21 protein-coding genes are annotated in these 24,836 nt (G+C 44.8%); 8 read left to right on the plus strand and 13 right to left on the minus strand.

Annotated elements, in window-relative coordinates; genetic code table 11:
• Positions 1–48: 48 nt before the first annotated feature.
• The 6 genes from lapB to sohB form a co-directional block, all read right to left on the minus strand.
• Positions 49–1,224 (minus strand): lipopolysaccharide assembly protein LapB, encoded by a 1,176-nt coding sequence (lapB, locus tag DBX26_RS09440; RefSeq protein ID WP_014232464.1) that lies wholly within the window; start codon positions 1,222–1,224, stop codon positions 49–51.
• 18 nt (positions 1,225–1,242) lie between these two features.
• On the minus strand, positions 1,243–1,536 hold the full coding sequence (locus tag DBX26_RS09445; protein ID WP_014232465.1) for a LapA family protein: 294 nt from the start codon (positions 1,534–1,536) through the stop codon (positions 1,243–1,245).
• A 437-nt stretch (positions 1,537–1,973) separates the two neighbouring features.
• Positions 1,974–2,255, minus strand: a complete 282-nt coding sequence (gene ihfB / locus DBX26_RS09450; RefSeq protein ID WP_014232466.1) for an integration host factor subunit beta — start codon at positions 2,253–2,255, stop codon at positions 1,974–1,976.
• A gap of 213 nt (positions 2,256–2,468) precedes the next feature.
• Positions 2,469–4,139 (minus strand): 30S ribosomal protein S1, encoded by a 1,671-nt coding sequence (rpsA, locus tag DBX26_RS09455; RefSeq protein WP_014232467.1) that lies wholly within the window; start codon positions 4,137–4,139, stop codon positions 2,469–2,471.
• Between the two features lie 110 nt (positions 4,140–4,249).
• Positions 4,250–4,930, minus strand: coding sequence for a (d)CMP kinase (gene cmk, locus DBX26_RS09460; protein WP_065297070.1), 681 nt, complete (start codon positions 4,928–4,930; stop codon positions 4,250–4,252).
• Positions 4,931–5,140: 210 nt separating this feature from the next.
• Complete coding sequence (gene sohB, locus DBX26_RS09465) at positions 5,141–6,202, minus strand: protease SohB (protein ID WP_020335618.1); 1,062 nt, start codon at positions 6,200–6,202, stop codon at positions 5,141–5,143.
• A gap of 255 nt (positions 6,203–6,457) precedes the next feature.
• Here sohB and DBX26_RS09470 point away from each other — a divergent pair, with 255 nt between their 5' ends.
• The 4 genes from DBX26_RS09470 to DBX26_RS09485 all read left to right on the plus strand — a co-directional run bounded on the left by DBX26_RS09470 (position 6,458) and on the right by DBX26_RS09485 (position 12,519).
• Positions 6,458–7,204 (plus strand): YciK family oxidoreductase, encoded by a 747-nt coding sequence (locus DBX26_RS09470; protein ID WP_065299925.1) that lies wholly within the window; start codon positions 6,458–6,460, stop codon positions 7,202–7,204.
• Positions 7,205–7,334: 130 nt separating this feature from the next.
• Complete coding sequence (gene imuA / locus DBX26_RS09475; RefSeq protein WP_118118938.1) at positions 7,335–8,027, plus strand: translesion DNA synthesis-associated protein ImuA; 693 nt, start codon at positions 7,335–7,337, stop codon at positions 8,025–8,027.
• 7 nt (positions 8,028–8,034) lie between these two features.
• On the plus strand, positions 8,035–9,438 hold the full coding sequence (locus DBX26_RS09480) for a DNA polymerase Y family protein (protein WP_118118940.1): 1,404 nt from the start codon (positions 8,035–8,037) through the stop codon (positions 9,436–9,438).
• 6 nt (positions 9,439–9,444) lie between these two features.
• Complete coding sequence (locus DBX26_RS09485) at positions 9,445–12,519, plus strand: error-prone DNA polymerase (RefSeq protein WP_118118942.1); 3,075 nt, start codon at positions 9,445–9,447, stop codon at positions 12,517–12,519.
• A gap of 97 nt (positions 12,520–12,616) precedes the next feature.
• Here DBX26_RS09485 and DBX26_RS09490 read toward each other — a convergent pair whose 3' ends face one another.
• On the minus strand, positions 12,617–13,834 hold the full coding sequence (locus DBX26_RS09490; protein ID WP_014232474.1) for an ROK family protein: 1,218 nt from the start codon (positions 13,832–13,834) through the stop codon (positions 12,617–12,619).
• Between the two features lie 360 nt (positions 13,835–14,194).
• Here DBX26_RS09490 and pyk point away from each other — a divergent pair, with 360 nt between their 5' ends.
• A complete protein-coding gene (pyk, locus tag DBX26_RS09495) occupies positions 14,195–15,637 on the plus strand; it encodes a pyruvate kinase (protein ID WP_065297075.1) in 1,443 nt (480 codons plus the stop codon).
• A 69-nt stretch (positions 15,638–15,706) separates the two neighbouring features.
• Here the strand turns inward: pyk and DBX26_RS09500 are convergent, their stop codons facing one another.
• Positions 15,707–16,864, minus strand: coding sequence for a patatin family protein (locus tag DBX26_RS09500; RefSeq protein WP_014232476.1), 1,158 nt, complete (start codon positions 16,862–16,864; stop codon positions 15,707–15,709).
• Between the two features lie 33 nt (positions 16,865–16,897).
• A complete protein-coding gene (locus DBX26_RS09505) occupies positions 16,898–16,990 on the minus strand; it encodes a YnhF family membrane protein (protein WP_020335625.1) in 93 nt (30 codons plus the stop codon).
• 127 nt (positions 16,991–17,117) lie between these two features.
• On the opposite strand from DBX26_RS09505, the gene DBX26_RS09510 reads away from it, so the two are divergent.
• The 3 genes from DBX26_RS09510 to DBX26_RS09520 all read left to right on the plus strand — a co-directional run bounded on the left by DBX26_RS09510 (position 17,118) and on the right by DBX26_RS09520 (position 19,734).
• Positions 17,118–17,708: an outer membrane beta-barrel protein gene (locus DBX26_RS09510; RefSeq protein WP_118118943.1), complete on the plus strand. Its 591-nt coding sequence runs from the start codon at positions 17,118–17,120 to the stop codon at positions 17,706–17,708.
• Between the two features lie 467 nt (positions 17,709–18,175).
• Positions 18,176–19,642 carry a sodium-dependent transporter gene (locus DBX26_RS09515; RefSeq protein ID WP_065302636.1) on the plus strand — a complete coding sequence of 489 codons (1,467 nt, stop codon included), beginning with the start codon at positions 18,176–18,178 and terminating at the stop codon, positions 19,640–19,642.
• Positions 19,639–19,734 (plus strand): MetS family NSS transporter small subunit, encoded by a 96-nt coding sequence (locus DBX26_RS09520; protein WP_014232480.1) that lies wholly within the window; start codon positions 19,639–19,641, stop codon positions 19,732–19,734. The genes DBX26_RS09515 and DBX26_RS09520 overlap by 4 nt, the downstream gene beginning before the upstream one ends.
• Before the next feature lie 71 nt (positions 19,735–19,805).
• Here DBX26_RS09520 and DBX26_RS09525 read toward each other — a convergent pair whose 3' ends face one another.
• The 4 genes from DBX26_RS09525 to DBX26_RS09540 all read right to left on the minus strand — a co-directional run bounded on the left by DBX26_RS09525 (position 19,806) and on the right by DBX26_RS09540 (position 24,471).
• The gene (locus tag DBX26_RS09525) at positions 19,806–20,216 is read right to left on the minus strand and encodes a hypothetical protein (RefSeq protein ID WP_014232481.1); all 411 of its coding nucleotides are present in this window, start codon (positions 20,214–20,216) and stop codon (positions 19,806–19,808) included.
• Positions 20,217–20,480: 264 nt separating this feature from the next.
• Positions 20,481–21,911, minus strand: coding sequence for a PTS glucose transporter subunit IIBC (ptsG, locus tag DBX26_RS09530; protein WP_020335630.1), 1,431 nt, complete (start codon positions 21,909–21,911; stop codon positions 20,481–20,483).
• A gap of 485 nt (positions 21,912–22,396) precedes the next feature.
• Positions 22,397–22,855: a hypothetical protein gene (locus tag DBX26_RS09535; protein WP_014232483.1), complete on the minus strand. Its 459-nt coding sequence runs from the start codon at positions 22,853–22,855 to the stop codon at positions 22,397–22,399.
• On the minus strand, positions 22,855–24,471 hold the full coding sequence (locus DBX26_RS09540) for a PTS transporter subunit EIIC (protein WP_014232484.1): 1,617 nt from the start codon (positions 24,469–24,471) through the stop codon (positions 22,855–22,857). The genes DBX26_RS09535 and DBX26_RS09540 overlap by 1 nt, the downstream gene beginning before the upstream one ends.
• Positions 24,472–24,836 lie beyond the last annotated feature (365 nt).

Consider the following 24,836-nt stretch of genomic DNA (forward strand, 5'->3'; position numbering starts at 1 on the left):
TTTTCTAAAAAAATGCAGCGGACAGAAAACCTGCCAGCTGCACTAAAATTACTCACCATCCAATCCACGGATTGGCTTGATCGTTCCCCATCCCTTACAAGACGGGCAATGCCAATACAGGGAATGAGTAGAAAAACCACATTTTCTGCATCGATAATGAGGTTTCACTTTTAGCTGTTCACCAACCATGGCTTGTAAGGTTGAAAGACTGTCTTTTGCACGACCGTCTTCCGCCTCTGCAATATGGTAATCAATCAGACGGTAGAAACCTTTCATGGTCGGATTTTTCAGTAGCTGCTTGGTCAACAGCTCCTGTGCTGCGCCCACACTTTCGTGATGCGCAACCAGCTGTGCCAGCATTAATTCTGCTGACACTCCGGCTTTCTTATCGATACAAGCCCGAAGGAATTCCACCAGCTCATCTTCTTGCCCTAAGTGGTGGTAGCACTCTGCAATCGTAGGCAAAACATCGCTAATAAAGTCTTTGTCTTGCTCCAGGATTGAAGTTAAGTATTTAATGGTTTGTTTGTAATCTTCCGACTCTAAATACATACGGCCCAAAGCAATACTGGCACGCACACATTTTGGGTCTTCCGAGAGTGCTTTTTTGAAATGCTGAACCGCTTTGCTCTTATTGCCATCAGCTTGATCTAGCATGGCAATTTCACACCAATAGTGAGCAATATTCGCTCGCATTCGAGAGCGCTTATTACTCATTTTTGCTAGCTGGTTAGCGTAGTGAATCGCTTTTTCCCATTCACGCGTTTGCTGGTAAATGGTCACAAGCTGTTGAAGTGCACCTTCTCGATGCTCTGGCTCTTCGACTAACTGTTCAAATATCTTTTCCGCACGATCCAGAAAACCAGAAACCATGTAGTCTTTAGCAAGTTGCTGAAGGGCGAGATTTTTCTGGTCAAGAGTCAGACCCGAGCGGGAAATAAGATTTTGGTGAATACGAATTGCGCGGTCGACTTCTCCACGAGAACGAAAAAGATTACCCAACGCAAGGTGGGTATCTATGGTTTCGTTATCTACTTGGAGCAATTCAATAAAGTGGTCTACTGCTTTATCTGATTGATCAGAAAGCAGTAAGTTCAGACCCGTCATATATTGACGAGAAATTTGATGTGATTGCTTCTGCTTGTCTTGTTGAGCGCTGCGATGCCCCATATACCAGCCATACGCAGCAGCTATAGGCAATAACAAGAAGAGTAGTTCAAGCATTAAAGTGAAGCCTTATCCTTATGCCTGTTTGTCGATAGCAGGCTTAGCAGCAGTTTCTGCGTTAGCTGGCTCGTACTTTTTCAGTTTCTTCTTAAGACGTCGAACTTGAAGTTGAGTCTTTAGTTGGATGCTAGCGAAGATAACCCAAGCCAAGCCAAAACCAACCACAAATACCACGCCTAATAGCGTTGATAGATGGAACTCTCCTTTTGCTAAAAGATAGTTAAAGGTCACAACCTCTTGGTTTTGTGAGCCTAATGCTAGTGCAATTAAAAAGAGAGCGAAAATAGCAACGATTTTTATAATTTTCATATTACATCACCCTTAGAGGAGTAAGTAGGTCAGATTATGCAGTAAAATGTTTCTTCAGACCACGTATATTAGCAATAATCTATACCCAAGTAACCTCAAGAAACCCGGTTTGTAGACACACAATCGAAGTTAATAGCAATCTGGATAGATAAACATTCAACTTATGGCACGATAAAACCGTCCAGAGTAAGGCAAGTTGAGATAATTGACACTAATACCAATAATTTAATTATCAGAAAGTTGTGTAGGAGAAATCGCTTAGAACAAGGAAGAACTTGCAGTAACCAGCGGTGTTAATGACAAAAGTTCTATGCAGTTGCCAGCGATTTGAACCAGCAATAACGATGAGATAATGACTGGAATTGGTCTTACTGGACATATTATAAAAAAGCGGCATACACAAAAGTATGCCGCTTTTTCAAACTAATCAGAGAGCATTAGCCAATATTTACGCGCTCACGAAGTTCTTTACCTGGCTTGAAGTGTGGGACGAATTTACCGTCTAGTTCCACTTTATCACCAGTTTTAGGGTTGCGACCTACGCGAGGCTCACGGTAATGAAGAGAAAAACTACCAAAGCCGCGGATCTCGATACGGTCACCACTCTCTAATGTAGAGGCCATGTGCTCTAGAATATCTTTTACAGCATCCTCTACCTCTTTCGCTGATAAATGCGTTTGCTCAGCGCAGAGTCTTTCAATCAGTTCAGACTTAGTCATAGTTGCCCTCTTTGAGTATCTTTCTCACTCATTATAGTAAGTAATACTAATTCCAACAAACACTTGCTCGTAATTCTAGACAATTTTTACGCAAAGTATGCATTGAAGAAATGTCTTTTATTAAGATAGTTTACCGATATTAGTATTACTACTTTTATTGCAATAAATATAAAAAAGGAGCCTTGCGGCTCCTTTTTTGCTTAAGCGAGTATATTATTCGCCTTTAGCTGCTTTGAAAGCGTCAGCCATTGCGTTACCGAATGCATTGTCATCTTGCTTGTTGATAGATGCCATTGCTTCTTGCTCTTCAGCTTCGTCTTTAGCTTTGATAGATAGGTTGATTACGCGGTTCTTACGGTCTACACCTGTGAACTTAGCTTCAACAACATCACCAGCGCTTAGGATTAGAGAAGCATCTTCTACGCGATCGCGAGATACTTCAGAAGCACGGATGTAACCTTCAACGCCTTCTGCGATTTCAACAGTAGCACCTTTAGCGTCAACAGCAGTTACAGTAGCGTTAACTAGAGTACCTTTCTTGTTGTCTGCAACGTAAGCATTGAATGGGTCATTTTCCATTTGCTTAACGCCTAGAGAGATACGCTCACGCTCTGCGTCTACTGCTAGAACAACTGCAGAGATCTCGTCGCCTTTCTTGTACTCACGTACAGCTTCTTCGCCAGCAACATTCCAAGAAATGTCAGATAGGTGAACTAGACCGTCGATGCCGCCTTCTAGACCGATGAAGATACCGAAGTCAGTGATAGACTTGATCTTACCAGTAACTTTGTCGCCTTTAGCTTGTGCTTCAGCGAATGACTGCCATGGGTTAGCTTTACACTGTTTCAGACCTAGAGAGATACGACGACGCTCTTCGTCGATTTCAAGAACCATAACCTCAACTTCGTCGCCAACATTAACAACTTTAGATGGGTGGATGTTCTTGTTAGTCCAATCCATTTCTGAAACGTGAACTAGACCTTCAACGCCTTCTTCGATTTCAACGAAGCAGCCGTAGTCAGTTAGGTTAGTTACGCGACCAGTTAGTTTGTGACCTTCTGGGTAACGCTTAGCGATTGCTACCCATGGATCTTCGCCTAGTTGCTTAAGACCTAGTGATACGCGAGTACGCTCACGGTCGAACTTAAGAACTTTAACTTGGATCTCGTCACCAACGTTAACGATTTCAGATGGGTGCTTAACGCGCTTCCAAGCCATATCTGTGATATGTAGAAGACCGTCAACGCCACCTAGGTCAACGAACGCACCGTAGTCAGTAAGGTTCTTAACGATACCTTTAACTTCAGAACCTTCTTGTAGAGTTTCTAGAAGCTCGTCACGCTCAACGCTGTTCTCAGATTCGATAACTGCACGACGTGAAACAACTACGTTGTTACGTTTTTGGTCAAGTTTGATAACTTTGAACTCTAGCTCTTTGTTTTCTAGGTGAGCAGTGTCGCGGATTGGACGTACGTCTACTAGTGAGCCAGGAAGGAAAGCACGGATACCGTTTAGTTCAACAGTGAAACCGCCTTTAACTTTACCGTTGATGATACCAACAACAGTTTCAGCTTCTTCGTAAGCTTTCTCAAGTACGATCCAAGCTTCGTGACGCTTAGCTTTCTCACGAGAAAGTTGAGTTTCACCGAAACCATCTTCAACAGCGTCTAGAGCTACGTCTACTTCAGCGCCAACTTCAACTTCAAGTTCGCCAGCAGCGTTCTTGAACTGTTCAGCAGGGATAGCAGATTCAGACTTAAGACCAGCGTCAACAAGAACGAAACCGTTCTCGATAGCTACTACAGTACCTTTAACGATGCTGCCTTGTTGGAATTCTGTTTCGTTTAGAAACTCTTCAAAGAGTTGAGCAAAAGATTCAGTCATTTATTTAATCTTCAATAAATTAAACGTCCACGGGTATCCTACCGCATGGGGTTATTAAATTCGCCAGTCATCATCCTTGCGACCAACGCTCTTAGCCTAGTTGAGTATCGTTACTCAACTAGCTTCGATTCGATATATTGTAGTGCCTTTTCTACCACTTCGTCGATAGTCATCGACGTAGAATCTAGCACAAGCGCATCCTCTGCAGGGCGTAGTGGCGCCACTGGGCGGTTACGATCGCGATCGTCACGCTCTTGGATCTCGCTTAAAAGGTCAGCAAATCTAACATCTAACCCTTTATCTTGCAACTGTTTAAGGCGTCTATTTGCACGCTCTTCTGCGCTCGCATCAAGGAAAATTTTTGCTTGTGCTTGTGGGAATACAACGGTTCCCATATCACGGCCATCAGCAACCAAACCTGGTGCTGTTTCAAAGGCACGCTGACGACGCAATAATGCTTCACGAACACGTGGTAGCGCAGCGACTTTAGATGCAGCCATACCCGTTTCTTCTTTACGAAGCTCACCGGAGACATCTTCGCCTTCTAAGATAACCTTGACCAAGTCACCTTCAGCGATAAATTGAACATCTAGGTGTGTAGCCAATGGGACAAGTGCGTCCTCAGACTCAGTATCAACACCATGGTGAATAGCAGCCAGTGCAAGTACTCGATAAATCGCGCCAGAGTCTAAGAGTTGGAAACCCAACTTTTTCGCCAGCAACATACACAAAGTGCCTTTACCTGCACCACTCGGTCCATCTACGGTTACAACCGGAGTTTGAGAGGACATGTTCTTCTCCACCTTTTATTTCTTTTAGCAAATTGCTCGGTTTTCGAGGCGCGCATTATAAGGGAAATTGCCCTTTCGGGCGAGGAAAAATGTCATTCCATGCATCACACTGCATGAGCAGCCTGATTTATAAGTAAATTTAAAAACTCAAATAAAAATGGCGAGAGCTCTCACCCTCGCCATGTTCAAATTAGATATCAGTTTTCGTGATTACACGATTGGCTTTTGACCACGCTCAGCCAATTTTAAGATGACACTGTCTGCCACTTTGCTCGCAACACCCGCTAGCTTATCAGCCAGTTTTTTCTTCGGTACGTAGTGAACGGCTAAGACTGTCTTGTCTTTGCATGCCGCAACAACGAGATCATCAGACGTGCAGATTTCGTCGACCAGCCCACGCTCTTTTGCCTGAGTACCAAACCAGTGTTCGCCAGTCGCTACTTTCTCTAGCTCTAAGCTTGGGCGGCGCTCACGAATGAAGTCTTTGAACAGTACGTGAGTTTCTTCTAGCTCTTGTTTGAATTTATCACGAGCTTTGTCGGTGTTTTCTCCAAACATCGTCAGGGTACGCTTGTACTCACCTGCGGTAAGTTGTTCGTACTCGATATCATGCTTCTTCAATAACTTATTGAAGTTTGGAATTTGTGCGATCACGCCAATTGAGCCAACAATTGCAAATGGTGCAGAGACAATTTTATCTGCCACACACGCCATCATATAACCACCACTTGCCGCAACTTTATCCACGGCGATAGTTAATGGCAAACCAGCGGCTTTAATGCGATCAAGCTGAGAAGATGCCAAGCCGTAGCCGTGGACCATGCCACCACCTGACTCTAAACGCAGTAAGATTTCATCGCCTTCACGAGCCACAGCCAAAATGGCGGTGATCTCTTCACGTAATGAATTCACTTCTTTCGCATCAATGCTACCTTTGAAGTCAAGAACAAACAGGTGTGGTTCGCGCTTGCTATCTAGCTCACCTTCTTTACTGGCTTGTTTGATCTCTTTCTCGCGGGATTTGTTCTTTTCTTTTTCTTCTTTCTTGATGGCTTTGTCACGAGCCTTGAGGAAAGCGTCATCGTGTAAATGATGCTCTAATTGCTCAACAGACTGTTTATGCTGCTCAGAAAGGTTGGTGATCTCAAGTTCACCTTTTGCAGCACCTGATTTACCACCTACCGATTTAACCAGGATTAGAATGACAATGATCGCAGCGACGACTGTGACAATCTTGGCCAAGAATAAACCGTAATCTAATAAAAATTCCAATGAGAGCTCCTTTATCTCACTCCAGAGAATATGTTGCTATGCTACACCGAAAAATCAGAGAGAAGGCAACGTGGTTTGTAACCACTTGTTCTGATTGATAGCATACCTAACCAACGTGCTGGAATTGGTATAACACATGAATTGGTGTATTGTAACCATCTTGTCACGATTACCAAGATTTTCCATTAAGAAAGCGGCGTAATTTGCGCCAATTAACTATCATGGACCCTCTTACAATAATAAGGATTAAACACCGTGGACTACTCCGTTTCAGCAGATGCCTTAAAAGATAAAGTCATTCTTGTTACCGGCGCAGGTAATGGCATTGGCCGTCAAGCCGCACTTTCATATGCAAAGCACGGTGCAACGGTGATTTTATTGGGCAGAAACGTTCAAAACCTTGAATCCATTTACGATGAAATCGAAGCTGCTGGTTACCCGCAAGCTGCCATTATCCCTCTTGATTTAAAAGGGGCGACAAAACAGAACTACATCGACATGGCAGAGACAATCGAAGGCCAGTTTGGTCGCCTTGACGGCCTGTTGCACAACGCTGGCGTTCTGAGCACACTTTGTCCATTTGAACAAATCAAGGAAGATGACTTCGACGACATCATGCAAATTAACGTGAAAGCCGAAGTTCTGATGACTCAGGCGCTGCTACCTGTGATGCGTAAATCTGAAGCGGGTCGTATTATCTTTACCTCTTCTACTGTTGGTCACTCTGGTCGTGCTTTCTGGGGTCCATACGCGATCTCTAAGTTCGCAGTAGAAGGCATGATGCAAACGCTGGCTGATGAGCTAAGTGATACAACAATGCGTGTTAATGCCATCAACCCAGGTGCCACACGTACTCGCATGCGTGAAAAAGCATACCCGGGTGAAGATTCTAACAAACTGAAAACACCACAAGATCTGATGCCACTGTACCTGCATCTGATGGATCCGAGTGTGACTGACGTGAATGGCCAGTGTATCGACGCGCAACCAAAGCGTAAGTGATTCCGTTCTCACTCCTTCGCATAACTGATTGAAAAGGCAGCCAACGCTGCCTTTTTTATTTTTCTCGCCACAAAAATCTTGCTACTTTTCACCACAGAAATATACTGTACATATATACAGGTATTTAGTTATGCAAGATATTATTCAGCACTTAAAAAGCCAACACCTTGTTTGGCAGGCAAATTTAACCAAAGCGGACTCACATCAGTTCCTCAACAGCTCTGCTTTTCCTGAGCTGGACGCTCTACTGGGCGGAGGTTTTCCACCTCACGGCGTGATCGAAATGGAGTCTGTGGGCAGTGTCGGTGAATTGCGTTTATTAGCGCCTTATTTGAAATCATCGCTAACTAAAGGCGTTACTGCGTTTATTCAACCGCCAGCGTTAATGAATCCACTCTTTCTGCACAGTATCGGCTTGGATATCAATCAAGTCTGGGTTATTACACCGGAGCATCAGCGTGATGCACTCTGGGCTGCAGAGCAGTGCCTAAAAAGTAGTGTGTGTAGCAATATATTATTGTGGCAAGACGAGCTTGAGATCCATCAAGTCAAACGTCTACAGGTCGCCAGTGAGCAGGGCTCTTGCCCTCTGTTTATGTTGAAGCCAATCCGAGCAAACCGTCTATCCCTGCCTGTCTCACTCAGCCTCAAAGTACAAGGGAGTGAGCAAGGCGTAAGCGTTGAGGTATTAAAACGTAAAGGCGGCTGGAGCAAAGGCCAGGTCGAGATTAACTACCAGCATCATTACCCACAACTGGTCATGCCGCTTAAGACTCATACTCCATCGACAGTCGTGAATTTCCCGATGTTAAATCAAGGGTAATAACAACATGTCTTTATGGATCTACTTACACTTCCCTCGTCTGCAATTGGATACACTTTTTAGTGGCAACCAAGAACAGCCTGTGGTGATAGTCGAAAGCCAGCGTTGTCGCATCATTCAATACAACGATGTTGCTGAGCAGCAAGGCATCAAGCTAAATATGGGATTGGGCAGCGCTGCGTCTTTATGTCGAGACTTACAAGTCCACCCTCACCATCCCCAAACTGAACTGAAGAAATTGCAGGAGGTTGCCCAGTGGCTATATCTGATCACGTCTGATGTGGTTCTGATGCCAAATCAGGGGATCCTGCTACGCGCAACCCCCATGCTCAGCCTCTATGATGGGTTGCAAAACTACTGGCACAAAGTCTCAGCCCACCTCGCCACACTAAAACTGAGTGTGCAGTTTGGCTGTGGGTTTTCTCCATTATCAGCCAAACTCATGGCACTGTCTGGAAGTAATCGGTTGATTGAAGACAAAGCGTCTATTCAACAATCACTCTCCACTTTGCCACTCACACTGACAGATTTATCCACTGTAACGGTGGATAAATTGCAGCGTGTTGGCGTAAGTACTTTACAAGACCTGCTTGAGTTACCGCTGCAGGATATCGCTCGCCGTTTTGATATTGATTTAGTGAACTACGTAGGTCGTCTGACTGGCCAATTTAAACACCCTGTCGATTTTTATCATCCAACAGAATCATTCAGGGTGTATTTGGAGTTGCTGTTTGAGCTAGAAAATGTTCAGTGGATTGAGAAGCCCTTGGCCAAACTGCTGAAGCAACTCGAAACCTTTCTAAAATTAAGAGACAAAGTTGCTTTTGAGCTTTGCTTAACGCTCCACCAGCGAGATAAACACACACAGTCGGTGCCGCTTACCTCAGCACAAGGCGATTACTTATGCCACCGCTGGCAGCAACTCGCCAGTTTGAGCCTGGAGTCTCTGACACTCAATGGCCCTGTGATTGGCCTGACTTTGCAGGTCATTCGCCAAGGCGAACCAATCAGCAGCGCTTGCGACCTCTTTGCAGGGCAGAAAGGCCAAATGCATCCGTTAGAGCTGCTCTCTTTGTTGCAAGCAAAAATGGGAAAACACTCCGTACTCAAGCCTGATATTGCTTACGACCCAAGGCCAGAAAAAGCCTGCCAATACCGTTCGGCCGATGAACCCGATGTCGCGCTTTCTTCGATTCCTCAGTTGCTGCGTCCGGCAATGCAGTTACCGAGACCAGTGCCGCTCCAAGAACAGGTCTCTCTGGTACACGGACCAGAACGAATTGTTTCAGGGTGGTGGGATGGCGATGAAATCATGCGTGATTACTACATTGCACACACCAAACAAGGTCGCTGGTTATGGGTGTTCCGCGATCAATACAAACATTGGTTTCTTCATGGATTTTTTTGTTAAGTCGTTATGAATTACGCAGAGCTGTTTTGTCAGTCCAATTTCTCTTTTCTTACCGGAGCTTCTCATGCAGAAGAGCTGGTTCTGCAAGCTGCTTTTTACCGCTATCAAGCCATTGCAATCACCGATGAATGTTCCGTCGCAGGTGTTGTAAAAGCCTATTCCACGATCCAGCAACATAAGCTCGATATCAAACAAATCGTAGGAAGCATGTTTTGGCTCAATGATGAATGCCAAGTGGTCTTATTGTGTCCATGCCGTAAAGCTTATGCAGAATTGTGCCGAATCATCACCAACGCAAGACGACGCAGTGAAAAAGGCAGCTATCAACTCTCTGAATGGGATTTGATGTCGATTCGTAACTGTTTTGTTTTATGGCTCCCAACCCACCAAAACAGCGATCATTACTGGGGACGCTGGTTAAACCAACATCATCCAAACCGCTTATGGGTTGCCATCCAGCGTCACCTTGGTGGCGATGATTCGGCATATACCAACCATTGTGAAAAGCTCGCCCATGAACTTCAGTTACCTATCACAGCTTGTGGTGGTGTACTCATGCACTCGGTCGAACGCCTGCCATTACAGCACGTGCTTACGGCAGTGAAACACGGTTGCAGCGTCGATAAGCTAGGGTTTGAACGACTATCCAACGCAGAGCGTGCACTACGCCCACTAAGCAAAATAGCCCGAGTCTACAAACCAAAATGGCTTGCAGAAAGCCAGCACATCGCTAATTTGTGTGAATTTAAGCTGAGTGACCTGAAATACGAATACCCTGCTGAGCTCATACCCGACGGTTACACACCCGATTCTTACCTACGTATGCTGGTTGAACGCGGCAAGAAAAGACGTTTTCCTGAAGGTGTTCCAGAAACGATCCAGCAAACGATCGAGAATGAGCTCGCATTAATCAAAGAGCTGAAATACCACTATTACTTTTTAACTATTCACGACATCGTGATGTTTGCAAAAAACCAAGGCATTCTCTATCAGGGACGCGGATCTGCGGCAAACTCTGTCGTGTGCTATTGCCTGGAAATCACCTCCGTGGATCCAAGGCAAATCGCGGTACTATTCGAACGTTTTATCAGCAAAGAACGAGATGAGCCGCCAGATATTGATGTCGACTTTGAGCACGAGCGCCGGGAAGAAGTCATTCAATACATCTATAAGAAATATGGTCGTGAGCGAGCAGCTCTGGCTGCAACCGTGATCAGCTATCGCTTCAAAAGTGCAGCCAGAGAAGTCGGTAAAGCACTGGGGATTGAAGAAACCCAGCTCGACTTTTTCATTAAGAACGTGAATCGCCGCGATCGTAACCAAGGCTGGCAAGCGCAGATTGTCGAGCTCGGATTGCATCCGGAATCACTCAAGGGGCAACAATTTATTCAACTGGTGAACGAGATCATCGGCTTTCCTCGCCACTTGTCTCAACACGTCGGTGGCTTTGTGATTTCTTCCGGACCGTTATACGAATTAGTTCCGGTGGAAAACGCGGCGATGGAAGATCGTACTATCATACAGTGGGATAAAGATGATTTAGAAAGCTTAAAACTGCTCAAGGTCGATGTGCTCGCATTAGGCATGCTGAATGCGATCAGAAAGTGCTTTCAGCTGGTCGAAAAGCACCACCAGCGATCACTTACCATTGCTGAGATCACCCGACTTCAGGATGATCCCAATGTGTATCGCATGATCCAGAAAGCAGACACCGTCGGGGTATTTCAGATCGAATCCAGGGCACAAATGAGCATGCTCCCTCGCTTAAAGCCTGCCTGTTATTACGACTTGGTGATTCAAATAGCGATTGTACGTCCGGGTCCTATTCAGGGTGATATGGTTCACCCCTTCCTGAAAAGACGCAATGGTGAAGAACCCGTCAGCTACCCTTCAGAAGCCGTGAAAAGTGTCTTAGAGCGAACCATGGGTGTTCCTATTTTTCAGGAACAGGTCATCAAGCTCGCAATGGTTGCTGCGGGCTTTAGTGGCGGTGAAGCCGACCAACTACGCCGGGCGATGGCTGCCTGGAAAAAGAATGGCGATCTCGCAAAATTCAGACCTAAGCTTATCGATGGTATGCGTGAGCGAGGCTACGATTTAGCATTCGCGGAACGTATCTTCGAACAAATTTGTGGTTTTGGCGAATACGGCTTCCCGGAAAGTCATTCGGCTTCATTTGCGGTGCTGGCGTATTGTTCGTCCTGGCTGAAATTCTATTACCCTGCTGAGTTTTATACAGCGCTATTGAACAGTCAACCTATGGGCTTTTACAGCCCTTCTCAATTGGTGCAGGATGCTCGCCGCCATGGCATCGAAGTCTTGCCAGTCTGCGTCAATCTTTCACACTATCAGCACCACCTAATCCAGCGCCCTAACGGTCGGTTGGGCGTGCAGCTTGGATTTCGCTTAGTCAAAGGGCTCAGTGAAGAGAGCGCGAACCAACTCCTTAAGCGCCGCCCTCAAAACGGCTATCGCTCTATTCAGGAGGTAAAGCAGGTGTTGAGAAGTCGCCGTGATATCGAGCTGTTGGCATCCGCGAATGCGTTACAGATATTATCTGGCAATCGCTACAGTGCTCGTTGGGCAGCCATGGACTCCCTATCAGACCTACCTCTGTTTCAGGATGTACAAGAGCCTGTTGCTGGCTATCAAACCCAACCTTCTGAGTACGAAAACCTGATTGAAGATTATGCCAGTACCGGGCTTTCTCTCAATCGTCATCCGATTACTTTATTGGATCAAGCAGGTAAGCTGCCTCGCTTTACTCGCATGCAGCAGTTAGTCGAGAAAGAACATAAATCACTGGTGACCGTTGTCGGGCTCGTCACCGGACGTCAGTCTCCCGGTACCGCTGCGGGTGTTACCTTTATCACTTTAGAAGACGATACCGGGAATATTAATGTCGTGGTTTGGAGTGCGACGGCCCGAGCCCAAAAGCAAGCTTATCTCACATCCAAAGTGATGATGGTAAAAGGAATTTTAGAGAGAGAGGGAGATGTAACACACGTGATCGCAGGCAAACTGATTGATTGCACTCATCACTTAGCGGCGTTACAAAGCAAATCACGAGACTTTCACTAGTGTTTAGAAAGCTTACCAACCGCAGTCAATAACAAAAAGGGATGAGAACCCAAGTCTCATCCCTTTAATAGGTCGGCAATAAAGTCTGTAAAAGAGATTAACCCTCTACCACTTTCATCAACAGTTGTCCGTCATACAACGCTTGTTTTACCAGTGCTGCACCCGGCATTGTCGCTTGTTTGTAGAAACGAGACTCTACCAGTTCCAGATCCTGGTGATAAACCGGCAAACTTTGCTCTTCGATACAACGACGAATAGCTGGGTAAAGAATGTCTTTCGCTTGGTTGATGACGCCACCAATCAAGATCTTTTCTGGGTTAAACAGGTTAATCACAATCGCAATCGCAGAACCTAGATAACGGCCTAGTTTTTCAATCACATCCACAGCTAGGGGATCACCATTAGCGGCTGCTTCACAGATGCTCTCGATACTCATCTCTTCTTGCTCAGCAAGGCTGGACGCCTCACCATCAGCAATCCGTCTGACGACTTCTTCACGAATAGCCTGTGAGCTTGCTACCGTTTCCAAACATCCAATATTGCCACAGTGACAGCGTTTACCATTTGGATCGATTTGAATATGACCTAATTCACCAATGTTACCGTGACGGCCTAACAACACGCGACCATCGAGAATAATACCGGCACCTAAACCATGGTGAATCGAAATCAGAACTGAGTTTTCATTCTCTTTAGAGTGACCAAACAGTTTCTCCGCTAATGCCCAAGCTCGCGTGTCATTAGCCACAAAGACGGGTAAGCCGGTTGCCTTATATATTTCAGGCCCCAGAGCTAAATTTTCTACGTTGTAATGCGGCATTTGTAACACGATGCCTTGCTCTGAGTTAACGAGGCCAGGCAGCGTAATTGCGATACTGGTAACACGATCTAGCTGATCAGCATAGGTTTGAAAAAACTCATCAATTTCATAAAGCAGGCGCTCAAGCACATCGTCTTGGTCCAGCTCATGAATTTCGATTTTAGTATCAATTAATACATCGCCGCCGAGCTCATGGAGCGCGATTGTTAAATAACCACGGCCTAAACGCATCGACAGGAACTGCCAACCTTCATTATTAACCTGCAAACCGACAGCGGGACGACCACGACTGGTGGCCTCTTGAACGGTTGTTTCATGAATCAAGTGTGCTTCAATTAATTCTCGAGTGATTTTAGTAATACTTGCAGGTGCAAGCTCACTTTGCTTGGACAAATCAATTCGAGATATTGGACCCTTTAAGTCAATTAGTTTGTATACCCGACCAGCATTGATCTGTTTGATATGATCAATATGGCCCGGTTGAGCCATGTACATTGTGCACTCCAAAATTCTATAACACGGCAATTTTTTTACTTTGCGAACTAATTGTGAAGTGAATTAATAGATCCCCGTGACAAGCATCACGCAGAAACCTGTTTGTTTGTGTATTTAGTCAAATAACGGAAAATTTACACCTGTTAAATTGTGTAAAAAATAACTTAATTTTTTGACCAAATTAGTCATCCACTCCACGCGAGTGGCTATCACTAAAAACATCAAGCGAATCTATGCAGTTGGTTTTTTATAAAGATGGAGAACTTTTTGCTCGTGTTCATCTTAACCAAAGCATTCTGTGCATATACTTAAATACAATTCGAGTTACCTTGTCCCACACTAGCATTCTTCGGAGAATCTATGACATCCAAATTGAGAAGAACAAAAATCGTTACCACACTTGGGCCTTCAACTGATAAAGACAATGTACTTGAGGAGATCATCAAAGCTGGCGCTAACGTTGTGCGGCTGAACTTTTCACACGGTAGCAGCGAAGATCATATTCAACGTGCAAACAAAGTCCGTGCAATTGCCGCAAAACTAGGACGACAGGTTGCTATCTTAGGCGACTTGCAGGGGCCGAAAATCCGCGTATCTACATTCAAAGATGGCAAAGTGATGCTCAAAGTCGGTGACAAATTCACCTTAGATAGCGACTTGCCAAAAGGTGAAGGCAACCAAGAAACTGTCGGTTTAGACTACAAAGAATTGCCACAAGACGTCGCACCTAATGATGTTCTGTTACTCGACGATGGCCGCGTTCAGTTACAAGTCACCAGCGTAGAAGGCAATAAAGTACATACTCGCGTCACGGTTGGTGGTGCCCTGTCGAACAACAAAGGCATTAACAAAAAAGGCGGCGGGTTATCCGCAGAAGCCTTAACGGAAAAAGATAAGGCAGACATTCTTACTGCCGCAGAAATCAAAGTCGATTATTTAGCGATTTCTTTCCCACGTAATGGCGAAGATATGCACTATGCGCGACGCTTAGCGCGAGATGCAGGCCTGGAAGCAAAATTGGTCGCCAAAGTAGAACGCGCCGAAACGGTAGAGAGTAGTGAGTCAATTGACGATATCATTATGGCCTCTGATGTGGTCATGGTCGCTCGCGGAGACTTAGGGGTAGAGATCGGTGACCCAGAGCTTATTGGTGTTCAGAAGAAGCTCATTCGTCGTGCACGCAGCTTAAACCGAATCGTCATTACGGCAACCCAGATGATGGAATCGATGATTACAAGCCCAATGCCTACCCGTGCTGAAGTCATGGACGTGGCAAATGCTGTTTTAGATGGTACCGATGCGGTCATGCTGTCAGGAGAAACCGCGGCAGGTGAATACCCCGTTGAAACCGTTAAATCGATGGCTGAAGTCTGTATGGGCGCAGAGAAAATGTCTGAAGCCAGTCTGTCGACCTATCGCCTTGAACGCTCCTTCGAAACCGCAGAAGAAACCATTGCGATGGCAACCATGTATTCTGCCAACCATATGGAAGGTATTAAGGCAATGATCTCCTTAACCGAGTCTGGCAGAACCGCTTTAATGATGTCTCGTCTGAGCTCAGGGTTGCCTATTTTTGCCTTATCAAGAAATGAATCGACACTGAATCGTGCTGCGTTATACCGAGGCGTCACACCAGTCTATTTTAATTCTAAAGGCGATGCAGGATTGCCAACCGCGCAGGATGCGATTAGCTGTTTAAAAGAACAAGGATTTTTAAACGACGGAGATTTGGTCATCATTACTCAAGGTGACGTAATGGATGTCGTTGGTTCAACCAACTGTATGCGTATTATGCCTGCATAATATATCAGTACAAAAATCTAGGGCTCCAATCGGAGCCCTTTTTACTTTCATCTGAAGCGAATGAAAACACTACGCGCTTTCACGCCCATCTAAGTCAAGATCAATATTCAGTTGGTCATAAAGCTGAACGAAGTTATAGCCAGCCTGCAAACCTAACTGATAGTCATGTTCTAAATCTTCAGGGTCGCTTAACAAAGAAGAGGACCGAAGCACTTCTCTGGGTGCAATCTGTAGAATAAAAGTATCATCTGGTGGCGTAGAGAGAAACGCCTGTGTCAGCTCGAATGTTTGATAATGGATCATCAACATATCAGCCAAACCGGAGTCGAAGTTTTCCCCGATAAGATGACTCAATCGATACAAGTTATCCGCCCCAAAAAGCCATCGCCCGCCATTCAAAAGCATTTCGCCAGCCAGCTTAGATTGATGGGCCGTGTTAATCTTCTGCTGAAAAAAGGATGCCCAGTCTGACTTCCACTGGCTCACTTTCTGTTGCCAAGACTGCTGCACAGAGTTTATCGACTCTCGATACCACTGGACAGACTTATCCCCGACTTCACTTTGTACTCTTGCGTCGATTTCTGAGTAAGGCTCCGTTCGGATAACAATAATATTGCGCGCATTCTGTCTCCACGCTTCCTGCGCAGGGATTGAGGCGGAAACGCCACCATCGACAAACTTACGCCCGCCAACATCGACTGGCCCAAGGTATAATTTGGGAATCGCGCACGTTGCCAACATGGTTTGGAACCAGGAATCGCCCAGCATAGGAAGGTACTGATCGGAAAGCGTCTCTACATCAGTCACGGCAGCAAAAGCCCCTCTAGTGCCCAGTGCTTTGCGCCCCATGTCGAGGTCCAGTTTGTAGGGGAAATCCTGAATTCTTTCCAGCGCCCATTCCAGCCCCAAATATTGCTGCTTACGAATGTAACGAAAAAGGTTAAAAAACTCAGGCGAGGTGGTCAATTCGGTAATAAACGCCTTGCCCATCCCATGCTGACGGCATAAATAAGGGCAAAGGTTTAGAGCACCGGCTGAGGTACCATAGAATTCATCGAAGGGATCAAAGTTGGAAAGTAAAAATGCATCAAGCACTCCAGCGGTAAAAATTCCTCGCTGCCCTCCTCCTTGCGTGACAAGAGCAGTTTTGCCATGTCTGAAATGTTCGTAAACATTGATATCGAGTTCAGTATGGCTATCGGTGATTATACCGCTGTTACGTATCATCGGCTTAAGCCTTCTAATAAAGCTAAACTTAGATTAAGCCGAAGTAATCGCAATAATTCCGTATGACAAAAGAACTGCGAAAACAGCGGCAACGATGATTAGTGCGGATTTAAGATCGTGTTCCATAAACACCTCCTTGAACTGTAACAAATTAATAACACCAGCGTGAAACATGTTCAAGATTTGCTTAATTTGTTCGCGCGGTTTTGACTCATCCATCACAATTAGCTTAGGCATAATAAGGAGATAGGGCATGAAGAATAACGTCGGCTATTTGATTGGAACTATTTTGATGAGCGTTGCTTTCAACGTCCAAGCACATGTAATCGTCACACCATTTATTGGATATACCGCTGGCGGCAAAGTGGAGGACACGAATGCCAATACCTACGACATCGATGCAGCGACGAGTTACGCGTTGGCAATCGAAACACCTTTTCTTCAGGGGCGAGTCGGTCTTTTTTATTCCTATCAACCGACAGAACTAAAATCACTGTCCAACTCAGCAGACATTCATTACCTGCAGTTTCAAAGTAGCCTCGCCTATCCCATTGCACAGGGTTGGCAGACATACGCCGGATTGGGGTTAGGCGGCTCTTATACTGATGTGAACTGGGCGGATAAAAAAGTGGGGTTTTCTGCGAGTGCGTTTGCCGGTATTGAATATGAATACTCTCAAGCAATTGCTTTAACGGCGCAACTACGTTGGCTAGGCACAGTCGTCGACAATGACACTTCAGGTTCATGCACATTGCCGTCTGAAGGTTCCAACTGCATCATCAAGTATGACACCGATTGGATGAACCAATTTCAATCTAATGTCGGAATTAGTTTTCGCTTTTAACTGCAACACAATGACGAAACATCGTCTAGATGGTGTACAAAAGCTAGACGTACACCCTAAATAATCAAAATAGTCCTTATAACCATGTAATCGACCTCATTGCAGTCATTTGTTTTGAGATCAAGCTTACACAACTCAAATAAACTCCAGAAAAACGAATATTAACCATATTATAACCAGACAAAATACTATTATTAACATTTAGAATCTGTTGCGCTTGTAATTATTAGAAGTTAGTCTGAATAGCGAAAACAGATAAATATTTCAGTTTTATCAAACACACATCATAAATTTAAGAGTTAAACTCTAAATTCTTTCATGTGAAGCAGAATAAAAAACGGTAAATCAATAAGTACTTAGAATTTAGGCCATAAAAACTGATGGATAGCAGTTTCCCTAACTTTTAATAAATTGCCCTGCTTTACAGAAAGAGCTTCATTCCTTAGGGAGTTGTACAGGAGTCAAATATGAAGCGAGAACAATGGGGATCCCGCGCGGGGTTCATCTTAGCAGCAGTAGGTTCAGCGATCGGTCTGGGTAACATTTGGCGTTTCCCATACATGGCCTACGAAAACGGTGGCGGCGCATTTTTTATTCCTTACCTTTTTGCCATGATCACTGCAGGTATTCCATTCATGATCCTAGAGTTCAGTATGGGTCAAAAATACCGTGGCTCAGCACCAAAGACACTAGCAAAGATTCATTCAAAATTTGAGTGGCTTGGTTGGTTTCAGGTGGGTGTCGCAGCAGTCATCGCCGTTTACTATGTAGCCGTGATCGGCTGGTCTATTTCTTACTTTGGTCTGTCGTTCAGCCAAGGTTGGGGAGCAGATACAAACGCGTTTTTCTTCAGTGAATACCTAAAGTTAGGTGATAATTCACCAACGAATCTAGGTAGTATCCAATGGAAGATTGCGTTGTCTATGGTGATAGCTTGGGCCATTACTTATGTTGCGATTGCAAGCGGCGTGAAGTCAGGAATCGAGCGTGCATCTAAAATCATGATGCCAATTCTTTTCTTGATGGTGCTGTTCCTTATCGGGCGCATGGTGTTCTTACCAGGTGCATTGAACGGCGTGAACTACATGTTCGAACCAGACTTCAGCAAAATTTGGGACGTTAAAGTATGGGCAGCCGCTTATGGTCAGATCTTCTTTACCCTAAGTATTGGTTTTGCCATCATGCTGGCCTACTCTAGCTACTTGCCAGAGAAATCAGACATCACAAACAATGCGTTCATGACGGTATTGATTAACTGTGGTTTCTCTATCCTATCCGGCATCATGATCTTCTCGGTATTGGGCTACATGGCTCAGGAGCAAGGTAAACCTTTAACAGAGGTGGTTTCTGCGGGTGTTGGTCTTGCGTTTGTAACGTTACCAGCGGCAATTAACTTATTGCCAGCACCTTACATTCTTGGTCCACTGTTCTTCTTTGCTCTAGTTGTAGCGGGCTTAAGCTCTCATATCTCAATCATGGAAGCAGTAACCTCAGCAATTATCGACAAATTAAACTGGAGTCGTAAGAAAGCCGCAAACGTGGTTATCGGTACTGGTTTCGTTGTATCCATGGCATTCGCAACCAATGGTGGTCTGCTATTGCTCGACCTGGTCGATCATTTTGCAAACAACGTCGGTATCATGGTCGGTGGCTTAGTAGAAATCGTATTGATGGCATGGCTACTAAACCGTGTATCAGAAGTTCGTGGCTACGTTAACGAGCGTTCGGACTTCTCAATCGGCCAATGGTTTGAAATCTGCTTGCGTTTCGTAACACCAATTATGCTAGCTGTAATCTTAGCGACCAAGCTTTATGCTCTATTTACCGACGGCTACGGTGGTTACGATTTGACATTGGGCTGGGCATTGATCGCAGCACTCTTTATCTTCGGGCTATTAATTAACGCAGTAAACCGCAAGGAGAAAACAAAATGACAATCAGTGCAATCATCATGATGGTTCTTGGTTTAGGTATTACTTGGGGTGGTGCCGCCGTTTGTATCAAACGAGCGATGAATAAACAATAACGGTAACGTTAACAATAAAAATGCCGGCTTACTTAGCCGGCATTTTTTATTGGACGTTAATCAAATTGGTATTAGAAGCTGTATTTCACGCCCACTGCACCACCAAGCTGTAAGTCTACACCTTTGTACAGGTCAAGCTCTGGATGTAGCTGTGCATACACATCCCAGCCCTGAGATAGGTCCCAATTGACACCTAGTGGTACGCGCACACCAAATTCATCGTCCCACTCATACCAACCACCAACACCGACATACCAAGTCACTGGCACGTTTTGGTCGAACGTACCACGTTTAGCAATGTAGTCAAAAGCCATGCCGTCGTTACCGATAATCCCACGGTACGTATTATCTATCTCAACAACAACGCTCAATTGCTGATCGACTGCCATACCAACAGCTAAATCAGATGTTCCATTAGCCGCCATTGCAGCGCCAGACGTCAGTCCTGCTGCCAGTATTATTAGTTTCTTCTTCATAACCATTATCAATTCTTAAAAAAACATCGTGCATAATTCAAACACGACTGGATTTTATAATGTCAATGAAGGGTAAGAAGGATGTAGGGATACGCTCAAAAAAGTAAGGATGAGTTTATTGTCACATGAATACAGCAAAGCACTTTAAGGAAGAAGTGTCGATATAGGAAGTTTGTACAACTATGAGGTGATTCACGTATGAGGTTAGAGCACGCAGACATTAAAAAGGAGGCCGAAGCCCCCTTTCACATAAGTAATGGATAACTGAGATTAGCCGTGGTTACGAATCCACTCATCCATTTCTGTTTTTAGATTATCAGACTTAGTACCGAAGATAGCCTGAACACCACCAGCTACAACAACAACACCTGCTGCGCCTAGCTGTTTTAGTTTGTCTTGGTCGACAGCTGCAGTATCAGCTACTGCAACACGCAGACGAGTAATACATGCATCTAAACCTGTGATGTTCGCTTTGCCACCGAATGCTGCTACGAGTTCACCGCCCATGTCTGAGCCAGAAGTTGTTGCAGCTGCTTCAGCTTCATCTTCACGGCCCGGTGTTTTTAGGTCAAGAGCAGTGATTACTGCACGGAACACAACGTAGTAGATAACCGCGTAAACCAGACCTACACCAATCATCAGAACCATCTTCTGAGCATTACCAGACAACACTAAGAAGTCGATAAGACCGTGAGAGAAAGAAGTACCGTGAACAAAGCCTAGCGTGTTCGAAACAACGTATGCAGAACCAGCTAGTAGCGCGTGGATTCCGTATAGTAGCGGAGCAACGAATAGGAACGAGAACTCGATTGGCTCAGTAATACCAGTAAGGAATGATGTTAACGCAGCTGACGCCATGATACCCATTACCTTCGCGCGGTTTTCAGGCTTAGCACAATGAGCAATAGCAATAGCTGCCGCTGGTAGACCGAACATTTTGAACATGTAACCACCCGCTAGCTGACCGAAGCCATTACCAGCAGCACGTGATGCTTCATCAGCAACAAGGTAACAAGTTAACACGCCGTTTTGAGCTTGGCCTGCAGCGTTGACACATTTACCTGCTTCGAAGAAGAAAGGTACGTTCCATACATGGTGAAGACCGAATGGAATCAGTGAACGCTCAACAATACCGTAGATACCAAATGCTAGCTGTGGGTTTTGATCCGCCGCCCAGTGAGAGAACGCGCTGATACCGCTACCAATTGGTGGCCAGATTACAGAAAGGATAACACCAAGAATGATCGCACCAAAGCCAGTGATGATTGGCACTGCACGTTTACCCGCGAAGAAGCCAAGGTATTCTGGTAACTGAATCTTGAAGAAACGGTTGAATGCCCAGGCAGCCAAACCACCACTTAAGATACCGCCTAGTACACCAGTATCGATTTTTTCAACACCCATGACGCCAGCCATTACACCAAGCGTCGCTGTCATAATACCGTAACCAACGATTGCAGCCAGACCTGCAACACCATCGTTATTTGTGAAGCCTAGAGCAACACCGACAGCAAATAGCAAGGCCATTTGGCCAAATACAGAACCACCAGCTTGTTCCATTAGGTTAGAAACAATCTCTGGAATGAAACTCAGATGGGCAGCACCAACACCCAGAAGAATACCTGCAACCGGCAATACCGATACTGGAAGCATCAGTGATTTACCGACTTTTTGCAGGTTAGCAAAAAGGTTTTTGAACATGTTCAAGCTCCTGATAAGTATATAAGTATTATTTGGGTACTAACGGCCACCCCCCGTAGCCTAAATGTTAGCACCCAATTAAGATGTAACCACAAATTGAGTATATTTTATGGCTCAAAATATATTATTGATAACCCTCAAAGTTCGATGACAATAATCCTTTCAAGATCACGAAAACAACAAATTGATTGGCAAATTACTCTAAAAAATGCGACTCATACCACCTATCAATACCTTATTATTAAATATAAATACGGCGAATATCACTAAAAGAATAAAGTAGACAAAATCGCAGCGTCAATTATGAGTTCAATAAACACCAGATCTATAAATTGACGAAAAAATCTATCAGAAGCATAGGCGATAAATAGCACTTAGGATGCTGAAATCGAGAATAAATTAAAAATGAAGGGATGATGAGTTTAGGCTTTTTAGAATATAAAAAAGCCCGCTGACTTATCGCGGGCTTTTACTAGAAAGAAATGTTACTTCTGAGCTTGCTGGGCGTGGACCTCATGCAAAGGTTCTCTGTCATACATGTAAAACTGTATCGCTGAGTACGCGGCATAAAGCCCTAGCGTTGCAAGAAAATATACAATCTTCTCTCTTTCACGAGATAAATATGATGACAAATCAAGTTGCGCAATCCCGCGACTGTTCTCTACTTGAAGCAGATACTTACCTAGCGACTTGTTTATCATTTTAAAACAAACCGCGCAGTATCCTAGGTAGATGCCGATATAGGTCAACAGCATAATCACTACCGTTGCCAATAAAACCGGCAGAGCCATATCATCGTTTAGTGATAAGCCCGAAACCTTATCGCTCCATAAACTAGACACGAGAAGTGCGAGAACAGACAAGACGACCTGAGTAAACATCTTAGCTATCATCAGGTCGACAACGAATGCGCCTGTTCTACGAAATTTGTCACCAATACTCATTATTTACCAAGTAGCGAGTTAATTTGAGCTTTGTAACCAGCAGCTTCAGCACCGTAAATAGCCTGAATACCAGTGTCGCCAACTTTCACTAGACCACGAGCACCAAGCTCTTGAGTCCAGTAATCGTTATCTTTAACGTCAGCACCACTTTTCACAGTGATACGTAGACGAGTGATACAAGCATCAACGTCAACGATGTTCTCAGCTCCACCAAGTGCTTCGATCATGTCTTTTGCTTTTTGGTTGTCACCAGCACCGCCTTTCGCTGCGTGGTAGTCTTTCTTAGATACAACCGCTACTGCGCTGCCTTTGCGACCCGGAGTTTTAATGTCGAACTTAACGATAAACCAACGGAAAACAAAGAAGTAAACGAACGCGTATGCGATACCCACTAGAGGAATGTAGTACCAGTGGTTTTCAACACCAGTTACACCAGGAAGGATACCGAATAGTGAGAAGTCAATGAAACCACCACTGAACGTCATACCTACTTTAACATTCAGCATATCCATCAGCATGAACGATACACCAGCCAATGGCACGTGGATCGCGTAGTAAAGCGCTGGAGATAGGAATAGGAATGTAAATTCGATTGGCTCTGTGATACCCGTTAGGAATGCAGTTAGAGCTACAGAGAACAGTAGACCACCTGCTGCTTTCTTGTTTTCGTCATCCGCTAGTGTGTACATCGCGTATGCTGCAGCTGGTAAACCAAACATCATGAACGGGAACTTACCAGTCATAAAGTTAGTAGAAGTAAACTGAGAGAAATCGCCAGACGCTAGAGATGCGAAGAAGACGTTTTGTGTACCTTTGATCACTTCACCAGCAACTTCTGCTGTCGCGCCGATTTCTGTCTGCCAAAGTGGCAAGTAGAATACGTGGTGCAGACCTACAGGAATTAGAGAACGCTCGATAACACCGAAGATGAAAGAAGCAATGTAGCCGTGGCCAGATGCTGTCATTTCACCTAGTGCCGCACCGATAGCGCCGAACGCAGCACCAAAGAATGGCCAGATGAAAGTCAGAACGATACCGTAGAACAGCGCTGCGAAAGCACTGATAATAGGAACAAAGCGAGCACCGCCGAAGAAACCTAGGTAATCAGGCAGTTTTGCATCGTGGTATTTGTTATGAAGAACGACAGTGATTGCACCAGCGATCAAACCACCAAACACACCCATACTTAGCGTATTAGCAATACCTAGCGTATCAGCCAAGACACCCGCGTATTCACTACCCATAAGGATAACAGTGTTTGCGTCAGCGTTGATCATGTTTGCAACGACTAGCGTTTTAGCGATAGCTACGTTCATAACCAAGTAAGAGATAAGAGCCGCTAGTGCTGCAGCACCTTTTTCTGCACGAGCGAAGCCAACAGCAATCGCTAGAGCAAACATTACTGGAAGGTTTGCAAATACAATACCGCCAGCAGCAGTCATAACTTGTAGGAAGCTGTTTAACAGACTTCCGTCTTGAAGCACATCGATATTGTACGCTTCGATCATTGTTGGGTTAGTAAAACTACCCCCGATACCCAACATGATACCCGCAGCTGGTAGCAAAGCGATGGGCAGCATAATGGATTGCGAAAGTTTACTAAAGAAACCTTTCATTAGTTTTGCTCCTGATAGAATTTTTAGAATAGTTAGAGGGCTAGCGGCACACCCCCGCAGCCTGAATGCTAGCCTCTATGGAATATATAACCGCGGACGCGATATATTTTCCGGCTCTAAATATATCTCGTAACTGGTACCGGTTTCTAGCGGATGCTTGAGATTAGTTTCAAAGTAATATGCAGATCACAGTCCAAAAGCCGCTAAGCAATGCATTACATCCAATATAAGACGCTGATTTATTTGAATTTATTAATTAACAACATTAATTTTAAAGAGTAAATAAAATAGCCATCATTGTTACTTTTTATCACAAAATAAAGCCCGATTAATTTGACACCACAAAATCAACAAAATCAGTTAAC

Origin of the sequence: Vibrio sp. dhg, from assembly GCF_003443775.1 — a bacterium.
Taxonomy (GTDB): domain Bacteria; phylum Pseudomonadota; class Gammaproteobacteria; order Enterobacterales; family Vibrionaceae; genus Vibrio; species Vibrio natriegens.

Coding starts and splice junctions, on each gene's coding strand:
- cmk (WP_065297070.1), bottom strand. CDS start 4,930: ATGTCCTCTCAAACTCCGGTTGTAACCGTAGATGGACCGAGTGGTGCA.
- DBX26_RS09485 (WP_118118942.1), top strand. CDS start 9,445: ATGAATTACGCAGAGCTGTTTTGTCAGTCCAATTTCTCTTTTCTTACC.
- DBX26_RS09515 (WP_065302636.1), top strand. CDS start 18,176: ATGAAGCGAGAACAATGGGGATCCCGCGCGGGGTTCATCTTAGCAGCA.
- ihfB (WP_014232466.1), bottom strand. CDS start 2,255: ATGACTAAGTCTGAACTGATTGAAAGACTCTGCGCTGAGCAAACGCAT.
- DBX26_RS09445 (WP_014232465.1), bottom strand. CDS start 1,536: ATGAAAATTATAAAAATCGTTGCTATTTTCGCTCTCTTTTTAATTGCA.
- pyk (WP_065297075.1), top strand. CDS start 14,195: ATGACATCCAAATTGAGAAGAACAAAAATCGTTACCACACTTGGGCCT.
- DBX26_RS09540 (WP_014232484.1), bottom strand. CDS start 24,471: ATGAAAGGTTTCTTTAGTAAACTTTCGCAATCCATTATGCTGCCCATC.
- DBX26_RS09510 (WP_118118943.1), top strand. CDS start 17,118: ATGAAGAATAACGTCGGCTATTTGATTGGAACTATTTTGATGAGCGTT.
- DBX26_RS09480 (WP_118118940.1), top strand. CDS start 8,035: ATGTCTTTATGGATCTACTTACACTTCCCTCGTCTGCAATTGGATACA.
- lapB (WP_014232464.1), bottom strand. CDS start 1,224: ATGCTTGAACTACTCTTCTTGTTATTGCCTATAGCTGCTGCGTATGGC.
- DBX26_RS09525 (WP_014232481.1), bottom strand. CDS start 20,216: ATGGTTATGAAGAAGAAACTAATAATACTGGCAGCAGGACTGACGTCT.
- DBX26_RS09500 (WP_014232476.1), bottom strand. CDS start 16,864: ATGATACGTAACAGCGGTATAATCACCGATAGCCATACTGAACTCGAT.
- imuA (WP_118118938.1), top strand. CDS start 7,335: ATGCAAGATATTATTCAGCACTTAAAAAGCCAACACCTTGTTTGGCAG.
- DBX26_RS09520 (WP_014232480.1), top strand. CDS start 19,639: ATGACAATCAGTGCAATCATCATGATGGTTCTTGGTTTAGGTATTACT.
- DBX26_RS09535 (WP_014232483.1), bottom strand. CDS start 22,855: ATGAGTATTGGTGACAAATTTCGTAGAACAGGCGCATTCGTTGTCGAC.
- DBX26_RS09505 (WP_020335625.1), bottom strand. CDS start 16,990: ATGGAACACGATCTTAAATCCGCACTAATCATCGTTGCCGCTGTTTTC.
- ptsG (WP_020335630.1), bottom strand. CDS start 21,911: ATGTTCAAAAACCTTTTTGCTAACCTGCAAAAAGTCGGTAAATCACTG.
- DBX26_RS09490 (WP_014232474.1), bottom strand. CDS start 13,834: ATGTACATGGCTCAACCGGGCCATATTGATCATATCAAACAGATCAAT.
- rpsA (WP_014232467.1), bottom strand. CDS start 4,139: ATGACTGAATCTTTTGCTCAACTCTTTGAAGAGTTTCTAAACGAAACA.